The sequence below is a fragment of the Acinetobacter lwoffii genome (assembly GCF_024129685.1).
GTDB lineage: Bacteria > Pseudomonadota > Gammaproteobacteria > Pseudomonadales > Moraxellaceae > Acinetobacter > Acinetobacter lwoffii_X.
On record NZ_JAMXXL010000013.1, the window covers coordinates 1 to 12,653 of the forward strand.

A 12,653-nucleotide genomic window follows, 5' to 3' on the forward strand; every position below is an offset into this window, starting at 1 on the left:
TGGTACGAGGCATAGCGAATAGTAAAATTGGGTTTGGCGATTTGATTTTACTACTTCGCTATTTTTTTAAGCTAAAAGTGTCAACACACCCAAATACTTTTTTAGTTTTTTAACTTTGAGACTGCTGGCAAAATTAGCCGAAATTTAAATCAGCAGATACGGAATAATATAAAATTGCAGCTCATAATTATTTTTTACTTTTCCAGAATTCCCACTTAGACTAGAGCACAATTTTGTTGCATATGCTTTTTGCCCTATGACCATTCAGGAATTAAGAAGATACCTTCGTAAAACACGTCGTCATCTCTCTAAATTTGAGCAAAGGCAGTCCGCACAAAAAGTTCTAAACCGCCTGATCCGCAGTCCAGAATTTATTCACGGCCAACATATTGGCCTGTATTTGCATGCTTTTGGGGAGATTCAGACCCAGGCGATTATTGAACGCTGCTTTAAACTGGGCAAACAGGTGTATCTCCCAGCGATTTGCGACATGAATCAACAGCTGGTCTGGATCCGGATCACCCAGCATCAATATCATAACAAGCGCTTTGCCCATCATCGGCTGGGTATGCGAGAGCCCATGAGCACCCGTGGTGTGCATGTTTCCAACCTGGATTTATTACTCATGCCGCTATTGGCCTGTGATACTTCAGGCACACGGATTGGGATGGGCGGCGGTTTTTATGATCGTACCTTGGCTTCTGCGCCTGGGCGTCCGTTCCGTCTGGGGCTGGCACATGACTTTCAACTGCTGGCACAGCCGTTAAAACGTGAACCATGGGATCAGCCCCTTGATGCTTTAATCACCCCGACAATATTTATAAAGTTCAAACGTTAATTTTGCAATTTTATCCTTGCTAACTACTTTAAAATCACATAATTAGTCATTTTTTATACAATTTAATCTTAACTGCCCTTGTATTTTTAAAATTACCCATCACTATTAAAAGCATGGCAACACCGTTGTCACTCATTAGGAGTGCTCATGTCTGAAATTATTATGAATCAAGAAACCTTAGAGCCTCAGGTTCCAAGTGTATTACCCCTTTTGGCGCTGCGTGATGTGGTGGTTTATCCACATATGCAAATTGCGCTGTTTGTCGGTCGTGAAAAATCGATCAATGCAGTTGATGTGGCTCGTAACAGTGACAATCTAGTATTTGTAGTTGCGCAAAAAGATTCGCTTACAGAAGAAATTGATCACGACAATTTATATCAATACGGTACTGTCGCGAAGATTGTGCAAGTTGTGAATCACGAAAATGATGAAAACTGTATTAAAGTCCTGATCGAAGGCCTGCACCGTGCCAAGCTGAAAACTATCATTGACGAAACTGAGTATCTGACAGCAGAGCATGAACTCAGCCCAATGACGGTGAGCGTCGATGCAGACACCCAAGCTGTGCGCTTGCAGGAATTACGTGCGCTTTTCGCTCAATATGCAGAAGCGAAACTTCGTAATGCGCGTGAACTGATCACCGCAGCCAACAAAATTGAAGATCTATTACAGTTATTGTTCTTCGTCGCAACCCGTGTTCCCTTGAATATTGATGTCAAACAGAAATTCCTGGAACATGACGAATTCGAAGCGCATTTGACTGAGCTGATGACTTATCTATTGCAACAGTCTGAAGAACAACAGATTGAGCAAACCCTGCATGATTCTGTTAAACGTCAGATGGAAAAGAACCAGCGCGAATATTTCCTGAATGAAAAAATGAAAGTCATTCAGCGCGAGCTTTCTGATATGAACGGCGGCGCGGAAGACGATGTCGCTGAAATTGAAAAACGTCTGGCTGAAGCAGATTTGCCTGAGCATGTACGTAAAAAAGCAGAAGCTGAATTCCGTAAATTAAAAGCGATGCAGCCTGCTTCAAGTGAAGCTGCTGTGGTACGTAACTATCTGGAAGTCATTCTGGATACACCATGGAATAAAGCCAGCAAAGTCAGCATTAACCTGAGCAAAGCACAGGAAATTCTGGATGCAGACCATTATGGTCTGGACGATGTCAAAGATCGCATTGTGGAATATCTGGCAGTTCAGTCACGCGTGAAAAAATTGCGTGGCCCGATTCTGTGTCTGGTTGGTCCTCCAGGTGTGGGTAAAACTTCACTCGGTGAATCAATTGCCAAAGCAACTGGTCGTGAGTTCGTGCGTATGGCACTGGGCGGCGTGCGTGATGAAGCGGAAATTCGCGGTCACCGTCGTACCTATATCGGTGCGATGCCAGGTAAAATTGTGCAGTCATTGACTAAAGTGGGTGTAAAAAACCCGTTGTTCCTGCTCGATGAAATCGACAAGATGGCGCAAGACTACCGTGGCGATCCGGCTTCTGCGATGCTTGAGGTACTTGATCCATCACAAAACAACAAGTTCAGCGATCACTATCTGGATCTTGATCTGGACCTGTCTGAAGTGATGTTTATCTGTACCGCGAACAGCATGAACATTCCTGAGGCCCTACTGGACCGTATGGAAGTGATTCGTCTCCCGGGTTATACCGAAGAAGAGAAAGTCAATATTGCGGACCGTTACCTTGTTCCTAAAGCAATCAAGAACAATGGTCTACGTGCCAAAGAATTGACCGTGCATGAAGAGGCGATTCGTGACATCGTGCGCCGTTATACCCGTGAAGCCGGTGTTCGTAACCTTGAACGTGAAGTGTCAAAAATTGCACGTAAAGTGGTAAAAGAAGCGGTTAGCAAGAAAGCCAAAAACCTTCAGGTTGAAGTGACCGCAGGAAATCTTCCAGATTACTTGGGTCCACATAAATTTGACTACGGTATGGCGGAAGAAGAAGCGCAAATTGGCCGTGTAAATGGTCTGGCTTGGACTTCTGTCGGCGGTGAATTACTGACCATTGAAGTTGCAGCAGTCCCAGGTAAAGGCAAGTTCATTACCACCGGTTCTCTTGGCGATGTCATGAAAGAATCGATTACCGCTGCGATGACTGTAGTGCGTACCCGTGCGGATGAACTCGGCATCGAAGCCTCGCGCTTTGAAGAAACCGACGTGCATGTGCATTTACCTGAAGGCGCAACACCGAAAGATGGTCCATCGGCAGGTTTGGCTTTGACTACAGCATTGGTATCTGCTTTCACGGGTATCCCGATTCGTCCGGATATCGCGATGACAGGTGAAACCAGTCTGGGCGGTCGTGCGCTGCGTATCGGTGGCTTGAAAGAGAAACTTTTGGCAGCCCATCGTGGTGGCATCAAGCTGGTATTCATTCCACAGGAAAACGTACGTGACCTGGCGGAAATTCCAGAAAATGTCAAAGAAGGTCTAGAAATTAAAGCCGTAAAATCGATTGATGAGATTTTACCGCTGGCACTGACCTCTTTGCCAAAAGCCTTGGTTAAAGCACCAATTGTGAAAACCAAAGAAGAAGCGAAAGCAGCGCGTCATTAAGACTTGATGTTTCATATAAAAAACCCTGCTTCGGCAGGGTTTTTTATTGAGTTATTGAATAAAACAACTGAATTATGGCTGTAACGCCATCGCAACCAATCCATCAATCACATGGGCCATCTTGTTCAGATCAAGCTTGTCTAAGGTATCTAATTCGGTATTGTAATAAGGATTACGATAACTCGCAGTATCGGTAATCAGCATGGTCGAATAGTTGAATTTGGCATAATTCAGATAACCAGAAAAATTCATATCCTGAGCAAAACTTGGGCTGACAAAACGCTGACACTCCAGATGGTTAAAACGCTGCATGGCATCACAATAATCTCCAGTCAGGCCAGTTGAGGCTAAATGCCCAATGGCTGCAATGAAATTGCCATGTCGTGGATAAATCCATTTTAATCCCACCGGATAGCTCTGCACCTGATGTTCATCAAAATAACCAATCGAATCCAGAATCACCACGCCCTCAATTTTCTGCTTCTGCTTTTTTAAAGACTTGGCATGCATATAACTGCCCATATGTTCTGTCTTGAAAAAAGGCGGCTCTTCAAGCGTATAGAAAGCAAATTCGACATCATGTTTGAGCTTGGATTTTTGCAGGGCCAGTAATCTTGCAGTTTCCAGTAAACCCGCTACCCCTGAGGCATTATTATCAGCACCGTTTCGGGCACTAAAGACATCATAATGTGCCCCCATCACCATCTTGGTTTTGGCTTGAGTATCCAAGCTACAGATGACATTTCGGTAACTCAGGTTATTGACCACATAAACCTGAAACTGGCATGGAATACCAAAGCGCTGCATCTGCCCTTTGATCCAGGCAGATACCCGATTCAGCTCTTTTAAATTTTTATAATTTCGGTATTCATCGACACTCATGATCTGGCTAAAAAATAATTCCAGATGAGAGACCTGAGCATTTTTGCTCGAATTGGCTGCACAGAGACTAGGCCCCATGAGGCCTATCAGTAACAGCAGCACAGTACAACATCCTTTTATCATGACACTGTTCCGCATTTATTATTATTCCATTCCTTTATCAAGCGGATACTTTAACTAAGGACATTAAAGCAACACTAAATCTCTCATTTCAATTTCAATTTGTTTCCCTGCTCAACTTCATGTTGTTTGATCGTTATAATGAGGTATCCAATTATTGATCTGTCTGTATGAAAATCCGTATCCTGACCATTGGTCAAAAAATGCCAGCGTGGGTGCTGACTGGTTTTGAAGATTATTTCAAACGTATTCAGCCTTTTGTACAGACCCAGATTATTGAACTGCCGATGGCCAAGCGCGGGAAAAATGATTCTGAAGCGGATATTCTGAAATACCGTAATATTGAGGGCGACAGTATTTTAAATGCGCTCAAGCAGAATGAAACCCTGATTGCGCTTGAAGTGGGCGGACGTGAATTCAGTACCGAAAAACTGGCTGAAACCATGAAAGGCTGGATGCTGGAAGGCAATGATATAGCACTTGCGATTGGCGGGCCGGATGGTCACTCAGAAGCCGTGCGTAAAGCTGCTGCATGGCACTGGTCACTTTCCAAGTTAACCCTGCCGCATCCACTGGTACGTGTCATGCTGATCGAGCAGCTTTATCGTGCCATGAGCATCAATAACAACCATCCTTATCATCGGGCAGGCTAATGATTTTGCTGAAGCGTTCTTTATATGCAACGTTTTGTTGAATAATATCTCCTGCTCTTATTTCTATTTTTCATGCATTATTGAGGCATCTTTCCAGATGTGGTTTGACTTATGAACTTACAAACGTTGCCCGGCTTATTTATTTCTCATGGCTCTCCTATGCTGGCGCTGAATCCTGAGCAAGTGGGTCCTGCCTTGCATCGTTTGAGCGAAAATCTGCCACGCCCGGAAGCGATTATTGTGATGTCTGCGCATTGGGAAAGTGATGCGTTGGAAGTCAGTAGCGCAATTCGCCCAGAAACTTGGCATGATTTTCGTGGTTTTCTGCCTGAACTTTATCAATTACGCTACCCTGCACCGGGAAATCCTGAATTGGCCGAGAAAGTCTTAGGCTTGCTGGCCAATGCCGGCTTTTCTGCACATGCCAACAGTACTCGTCCGCGTGATCATGGGGTATGGATGCCGCTGCTACATATGTATCCAGATGCCAACATTCCCGTGGTAGAAATTTCCTTACCCATGTCGATGAGTGCGGATGAGATTTATCAGATTGGTCAAAGTCTCGCACCTTTACGTGAACAGCAAATCCTGCTGATTGGTTCGGGCAGTATTACCCATAATTTACGTGAACTGTCTTGGGATGGATCGGCTGCTGATGTACCCGAATGGGCCTCAGGCTTCCGTAATTTTGTGGTGCATAAACTGACGCACAATGATTATGATGCTGTACTGGACTGGTCCAATATTCCGCATATGGCACGGAATCATCCAACGCTGGAACATTTTGCTCCGATTTTCTTTGCGATGGGCACAGGTCAGCGTTTTAGTCTGGTACATAGCAGTTTCACCATGGGTTCACTCGGTATGGATATTTACCGCTTCGATTAATCTTGCTTCAGCGCTAAAATCTTAATGATGGATACATTTTGCAACCCAAAGCTGCGAAATGTATCCATATTTTTTTGCAATACATCCATTATTATTGTTTGAACTTTATATACTTCATTATAAGTCCATGAAATTAAAATTTATTGTGCTGGCATTATTGCCTTTAACTTTTGCAGGCTGTCAGTCCAGTGATATTCAACGAGCTGGAGATCTTGCGGTGGCCACCATCCAACAAAAAAATGCAGATCAGATTCTTCCAGCCTATTACTGGGAACTGAATCGTGGACTAGAACGACCCGTTGTACTGAGTTTCAACGCTCAAGGCCGGCTGAGCGCCGTGACGGGCTGTAATGGACTCGGGACGACCTGGTCAGTCAAAAACAATATCATCACCACCAGCGAAGTTATAGGCACTGAAATGGCCTGTGATGCAGCATTGATGGAGCAGGAACGTTTTGTCAGCCAACTTTTACAGAAGCGTGACATTCCTTTTACGCTCAATACCACAGATCCTGACAAGCCGACCCTGACGTTGATGGCCGCAAATGGTCAAACCTATGAATTTATCGGGAAAATGACTCCGGAAACCAAATACCAAGGACAGGCTGAAACAATTTTTCTGGAAATTTCCCCCGATACCAAACAATGTACCGGCGTAACCCAACAAAGCTGCTTGCAAGTCAAAGAAGTGAAATATGATCAGAATGGCCTGAAAACTCAGGTCGATAAGGACTGGACTTTATTCTATGATCAGATTGAAGGTTTTCGGCATTCACCAAATGAACGGCAGATTATTCGGGTCAAAAGTTTTGAAATTAAGCATCCGGCAGCTGATCAATCGAAATATGCCTATATTTTTGATATGGCGGTTGAGCGTGAATTAGTTAAGGGTGCTCTTTAAGGCTAAAAATACCAGATATAAAAAAACCGGGGCAACAGCCCCGGTTTTTTCAGCTTAGACTAAGTCAGACTTAGAATACGCCTTGAGCAAGCATTGCATCAGCAACTTTTACGAAGCCAGCAATGTTCGCACCGTCAACATAGTTCACAGTACCGTCTTCTTTAGTACCGAATTTCACACAGTTACGGTGAATTTCTTTCATGATTGCGTGTAAACGCTCATCAACTTCTTCGAAAGTCCAGCCTAAACGCAATGCGTTTTGAGACATTTCCAGACCAGAAGTTGCCACACCACCTGCATTTGATGCTTTACCTGGCGCATAAAGAATTTTCGCTTCAACGAATTTCTCAACCGCTTCAAGCGTAGAAGGCATGTTCGCACCTTCAGCCACACAGATTACACCGTTTGCAAGAAGCTGAGCAGCGTCGTCTGCATCAAGTTCGTTTTGAGTCGCACATGGCAATGCGATATCACACTTGATACCCCAAGGACGTTGTCCTTCAAGATATTCGAAACCATGTTTAGATGCGAATTCTGAAATACGGCCACGTTTTACATTTTTAAGTTCCATGACTTCAGCAAGAAGCGCCTCAGTGAAACCGTCTTTAACGTGAACTGTACCGGCAGAGTCAGAAAGTGAAACCACTTTCGCACCGAGGTACATTGCTTTTTCAGCAGCATATTGCGCAACGTTACCAGAACCTGAAATCGCAACGACTTTATCTTTGAAGCTTTCGCCACGAGACTTAAGCATTTCCTCAGCGAAATACACAGTACCGTAACCCGTTGCTTCCGGACGTGCCAATGAACCACCGAAAGTTAAACCTTTACCAGTGAATACACATGCCGTGTCGTTACTTAATTTTTTCATCATGCCGGCCATGTAGCCCACTTCACGACCGCCTACACCAATATCACCTGCAGGGATATCTGTGTTCGCACCAAGGTGACGATACAGCTCGATCATTAAAGCCTGGCAGAAACGCATGATTTCGCCTTCTGATTTGCCTTTAGGGTCAAAATCAGAACCACCTTTACCGCCACCCATAGGAAGTGTGGTTAAAGCATTTTTAAATGTTTGCTCAAAGCCTAAGAATTTTAGGATTGAAAGATTCACTGAAGGGTGGAAACGCATACCACCTTTAAATGGACCGATCGCTGAGTTGTATTGTACGCGGAACGCACGGTTTACTTGAGTCTGACCTTGGTCATCTACCCAAGAAACTCGGAACTGGATCGCACGTTCTGGCTCAACTAGACGTTCTAGTAAACCATGTGCTGCGTATTGTGGATTCTTTTCAATGAACGGCCACAAACTGGTCATCACTTCTTCTACAGCTTGAAGAAATTCTGGTTGATGTGCATCACGTGATTTTACGTAATCTAGGAACTCATTAAGTGTGTTGTATTTCAACGCTTAATCCTCAGCAGAAAATGGATCAAAATTGGTCAAATTTACAATCAATGTTAAATTTTGGCGCAAAATATTAAATATCTTTTGTAACTAATCTACAATACTTTTTTTGAAAATACTTTAAAATTAATTTGATAACAAATATTTATATTGATTATGAAAATTTTTTCTATGTCAGGAAATGCCAATCGAATCAAGGCTTACATTTAGATTTATGCCTAATAATAAGGCACAAGTTGACCCTTAATTGCGCACGACTTAGGAGTTTAAAAATATGTTAAAATTGATGAATCGACATATTTTGTTTCACTTACTCTCTCATGCTTGCCATGAGTAACGCTGGTTATACATGAATTCGCCCATTTCTCTGGTCCAATCGATTGACGCTTTACTCCCTCAAACCCAATGTGGACTCTGCGGTCATCGTGACGGATGTTTACCTTATGCCCAGTCGATTGCTGAGGGTGAAAATGCCAATAAATGTGTGCCGGGCGGACAGCCTGTTGCCGATGCTTTGGCTAGATTATTAAATCGCCCTAAACTTGTGGCAGAAGAAAGTGTCTGGCCAGTTCAAGCCGATGGTCGTCCTCAGCGCATCAAAGCCGTAATTCGTGAAGATGAATGTATTGGCTGTACCAAATGCATTAGCGCCTGCCCGGTCGATGCAATTATTGGTTCCGGTAAACTGATGCACACCATTCTGACCGATCTATGTACGGGCTGTGAGTTATGTATTCCCCCCTGTCCGGTAGACTGCATCGATTTGGTTGAAGATCAACAACCCTTGCCGACTGAAGCACAGCGTCTTGCGGAACAGGATGATCTGCGTCAGCGTTACTATGCGCACATCCAGCGTGAAGAAAAACGGCGTACCGATCGTAAGGGACCTATGGTCCGTGCAGAAATTGATACTGCCCTGTTTGCCCGTTTCTCTGCTTTAAATGAGCAACTTCCTGTGATTGAAGTCGCGAGCAAGCCAGAGAATGCACCTGTAGCTTTCGATTCCAAGACCACGATTGAACTGGCAAAACTACGTACCCAAATTAAAAAACTGGAAAAACAGCTTTCGGTTCGTGAAGATGCCCGAAAACGCACCCAACTGGAAGAACTGACACAGCAATTACAGGCTTTACAGGGATAGAACATGACCACAGCAAAGGCCAAGCCCGTTAAAAACATGACCAAAAAGCAGATTCAGACCTTTTTTGAACGCCTGCGTGAACAGCGGCCTAACCCAAAAACTGAGCTGAATTATTCCAATCCCTTTGAATTACTGGTCGCGGTCACGCTCTCTGCTCAAGCTACCGATGTCAGCGTCAACAAAGCCACAGACAAACTCTTTCCAGTCGCCAATACGCCGGAAGCCATTTATGCGCTAGGTGTGGACGGCTTGAAGGAATATATCAAGACCATTGGTTTATATAACTCGAAAGCGGTCAACGTGATTAAAGCCTGCGAGATGCTGATTCAGAAGCACAACAGCATCGTACCGGACAATCGTGCAGACTTAGAAGCCCTGCCGGGTGTAGGTCGTAAAACGGCGAATGTGGTACTGAATACGGCCTTTGGTCAGCCGACCATGGCGGTTGATACCCATATTTTCCGGGTAGGTAACCGTACCGGACTAGCGGTTGGCAAAAATGTGTTGGAAGTTGAACACCGTCTGGTCAAAGTCATTCCCAAGGAATTTATCATTGATTCACATCACTGGCTGATTTTACACGGTCGTTATACGTGTATTGCGCGCAAACCGAAATGTCATGAATGTGTAGTATCCGATGTGTGTAACTGGCCGGATCGGTTTGAATTTGGTGCAGCCCGCCAAATTGCAGTGAAAAATATTGAGCTTGCTGAATAGAACGGCGTGATCAAGCTGGGATAAAAATAGGTGACCAATGTGTCACCTTTTTATCGACTATGAGAAGAGTGCTTTTCGTTCAAACCAAATTCTTAGCTGAGCTGAACTATTATGGATTATTTATCCTGATCTTGTTCAGCCTTTTCCTGCTGCTTGCGCTGTTCAAGTTCGGCTTGTAATTTTGGATGGAGCTGGCGCTCAGGTCGCTTTGCTGCATTTTCAGCACGTTCTTCCTGACGTACTTTGTTGAGCATTTTAAAACTGAAATAGAACAGACCTACCAATACTGCCAGAAAGACTACCATCAACACCAATACGCCAAATTTCATAGCAACAAGTACCCTGTTCAAATACGCAATAAAAAAGAGCCCTAATATGACTTAGGGCTCTCCGATTGTCAAAATCATCGTCAGCCGATTATTTTGCCTGATCCAGAATCGCGAAAAGATCAGTTTGAACTTCATCGATTGGACGTAAACCATTTAGCTTGTCATAAGTTGGTGCATTTTCACCAGACGCTGCACGGCCTTGGTAGAAACCAACCAGTTGCTCGGTTTCAGTATGGTAAGAACCTAGACGCTTACGAATGGTTGCTTCCTGGTCATCAGGACGTTGAACCAGATCTTCACCCGTTTCGTCATCTTTACCTTCCACTTTTGGCGGGTTGTAAACGATGTGATAGACACGGCCAGATGCAGGATGCTGACGACGGCCAGAAAGACGTTGTACGATTTCTTCATCTGGTACATCAATTTCAATCACGTGATCAATTGCAATGCCTTCTTTTTCCAAGGCTTCTGCTTGAGGAATGGTACGTGGGAAACCATCAAAAATGCAGCCGTTTACACAGTCAGGTTGCGCAATGCGCTCTTTCACCAGACCAATGATCAACTCATCAGAAACCAAACCGCCATTGTCCATGACACTTTTAGCTTGTAGACCTAATTCAGTTCCTTCACGAATTGCAGCACGGAGCATATCACCGGTTGAAATTTGTGGGATATTGTAGCGCTTACAGATCAACTGAGCTTGTGTACCTTTACCTGCTCCAGGTGGTCCGAGTAAGATAATGCGCATATATAAACATCCTCATTTAAACAATATGTATGACGCCACGACCACAATCACCCGATTGTGTCCCCCGACATCTCATTATAAGAAAGCCACAAACAAATGGATTAAACCCGCGACAAAACCGGTTACCCCACCCAATAAAATCAGAATCCATTCATCTTCCTGAAATGCAGGACGTAAAAGATTCTGAAACTCCTTCGGAGTCAACTCACGTATGCGGTCTCTAAACATTTGATAGATTTTCTGTGCACGGCTCGCATTAAATGCTGGGTCGCATACAGGTACCATCGTAATTTCAATCGAGCGATCGATCAAGTCCGTCTTGAGTTTTGCATACTCTTTTGGTCCTAAAGACAGCTGTAAAGAGGTCCGAACCAGGGGTGTTTCCATAATTTCATTAATATGACGTTTGATAATGCGGCGGGTTTTGTCTTTTCTGCCGCCATACATCATCTCGGTCATGATCGATTTTAACGTAATCAGGTCTTCTGTGACTACACTTGCGAAGACGTCAGAGACTTCATCCTGACGTTTCATAAATGCGCCTTGTATGTTATAGGTGCCGATACGAGGAATCACCGGCTTAATCCACGGAAACTTGCGATTTGTGGTACGGGCAAAGAATTGCGGGTACTTTACTGGGTGTGGATAGAGTGGGTTGAATACCATCCAGATCGCGATCCAGTTGGTCAAAAAGCCCCAGATCGCAGCCCAGAACGGTACAGTCCAGTGCCACGGCACTACAAACCAGACAATCATCTGGAAAATCCCAAAGAACATCCCGATGAGGGCACTGATATGCCAGATAAAATTGATCTCTTTTTGACCCACCTTCAGGAACATACGCACCATCAAGCGACGGTCGCCTTCCATCTGGCTCACTACCATTTCACGCATATCTACAAGTGACTCGACGTTCATGGTCAGCTCAGTCACTAATTCACGCAAAATTGCCGGCATTTGTTTTTGTGCTTGTGCATAAATTCTGCGCTTAATAGCAAAAGGTAGGTTTTCCCAGAGCACCGCATTGCGATCCATCATCACTTCATCAATCAGGTGTTCCAGTTCGAAACCGACCTGCTCGCCAATGATGCGTGCCATATCATCCGGATCCATCGCCTGTAAAAATTCGCGGATAGAGCCTAATTTTGACAGTGTGTTATCGGTAATAATGCCTGAAATACGTCCAGCTTTGCGTGGCACAATCCCTTGCCAACCCACAGGTAAAGGCCCGAGATGGAAACCCCAAAAATTGATCGGATAAAAGACCATTTTCAGCGCCATCCAGACGTGAGCCCAGGTTACAAATGCAGTCACTGGAATAATGCTGAGCACGGCCCAAAAATCCGGGCGGTTTACAAAGGTTTGCCACAACTCGTTGACGTACTCAAGCATGCATAACTTCCATATTTAATTTTTTGTTCACAGAATACACATATTAATAAGGTCGA

The 12,653-nt window shown here is 44.3% G+C and carries 12 protein-coding genes; 7 read left to right on the forward strand and 5 right to left on the reverse strand.

Going from position 1 to position 12,653, the window contains the following annotated elements; genetic code table 11:
• Positions 1–256: 256 nt before the first annotated feature.
• Positions 257–838 carry a 5-formyltetrahydrofolate cyclo-ligase gene (locus NI464_RS07975; protein WP_253138134.1) on the forward strand — a complete coding sequence of 194 codons (582 nt, stop codon included), beginning with the start codon at positions 257–259 and terminating at the stop codon, positions 836–838.
• A gap of 147 nt (positions 839–985) precedes the next feature.
• Complete coding sequence (gene lon, locus NI464_RS07980; protein WP_004279497.1) at positions 986–3,412, forward strand: endopeptidase La; 2,427 nt, start codon at positions 986–988, stop codon at positions 3,410–3,412.
• A gap of 72 nt (positions 3,413–3,484) precedes the next feature.
• On the opposite strand, the gene NI464_RS07985 is transcribed toward lon, so the two are convergent.
• Positions 3,485–4,417, reverse strand: a complete 933-nt coding sequence (locus NI464_RS07985) for a M28 family peptidase (protein ID WP_253138135.1) — start codon at positions 4,415–4,417, stop codon at positions 3,485–3,487.
• A gap of 167 nt (positions 4,418–4,584) precedes the next feature.
• On the opposite strand from NI464_RS07985, the gene rlmH reads away from it, so the two are divergent.
• The 3 genes from rlmH to NI464_RS08000 all read left to right on the forward strand — a co-directional run bounded on the left by rlmH (position 4,585) and on the right by NI464_RS08000 (position 6,856).
• A complete protein-coding gene (rlmH, locus tag NI464_RS07990) occupies positions 4,585–5,067 on the forward strand; it encodes a 23S rRNA (pseudouridine(1915)-N(3))-methyltransferase RlmH (protein ID WP_253138136.1) in 483 nt (160 codons plus the stop codon).
• A 111-nt stretch (positions 5,068–5,178) separates the two neighbouring features.
• Complete coding sequence (locus NI464_RS07995; protein ID WP_253138137.1) at positions 5,179–5,955, forward strand: DODA-type extradiol aromatic ring-opening family dioxygenase; 777 nt, start codon at positions 5,179–5,181, stop codon at positions 5,953–5,955.
• Positions 5,956–6,082: 127 nt separating this feature from the next.
• On the forward strand, positions 6,083–6,856 hold the full coding sequence (locus tag NI464_RS08000; RefSeq protein ID WP_253138138.1) for an META and DUF4377 domain-containing protein: 774 nt from the start codon (positions 6,083–6,085) through the stop codon (positions 6,854–6,856).
• A gap of 70 nt (positions 6,857–6,926) precedes the next feature.
• On the opposite strand, the gene gdhA is transcribed toward NI464_RS08000, so the two are convergent.
• Positions 6,927–8,270 carry an NADP-specific glutamate dehydrogenase gene (gdhA, locus tag NI464_RS08005; protein ID WP_004646331.1) on the reverse strand — a complete coding sequence of 448 codons (1,344 nt, stop codon included), beginning with the start codon at positions 8,268–8,270 and terminating at the stop codon, positions 6,927–6,929.
• Between the two features lie 349 nt (positions 8,271–8,619).
• Here gdhA and NI464_RS08010 point away from each other — a divergent pair, with 349 nt between their 5' ends.
• Both NI464_RS08010 and nth read left to right on the forward strand, forming a co-directional pair.
• Entirely contained in the window at positions 8,620–9,411 is a 792-nt protein-coding gene (locus NI464_RS08010; protein WP_253138139.1) for an RnfABCDGE type electron transport complex subunit B, read from the forward strand.
• Positions 9,412–9,414: 3 nt separating this feature from the next.
• Entirely contained in the window at positions 9,415–10,128 is a 714-nt protein-coding gene (gene nth / locus NI464_RS08015; RefSeq protein ID WP_005246932.1) for an endonuclease III, read from the forward strand.
• A 116-nt stretch (positions 10,129–10,244) separates the two neighbouring features.
• On the opposite strand, the gene NI464_RS08020 is transcribed toward nth, so the two are convergent.
• The 3 genes from NI464_RS08020 to NI464_RS08030 all read right to left on the reverse strand — a co-directional run bounded on the left by NI464_RS08020 (position 10,245) and on the right by NI464_RS08030 (position 12,597).
• On the reverse strand, positions 10,245–10,457 hold the full coding sequence (locus tag NI464_RS08020; protein ID WP_004279489.1) for a hypothetical protein: 213 nt from the start codon (positions 10,455–10,457) through the stop codon (positions 10,245–10,247).
• An 88-nt stretch (positions 10,458–10,545) separates the two neighbouring features.
• Entirely contained in the window at positions 10,546–11,205 is a 660-nt protein-coding gene (gene adk / locus NI464_RS08025; protein ID WP_004279488.1) for an adenylate kinase, read from the reverse strand.
• A 75-nt stretch (positions 11,206–11,280) separates the two neighbouring features.
• Entirely contained in the window at positions 11,281–12,597 is a 1,317-nt protein-coding gene (locus tag NI464_RS08030; protein ID WP_004279487.1) for a DUF445 domain-containing protein, read from the reverse strand.
• Positions 12,598–12,653: the final 56 nt, after the last annotated feature.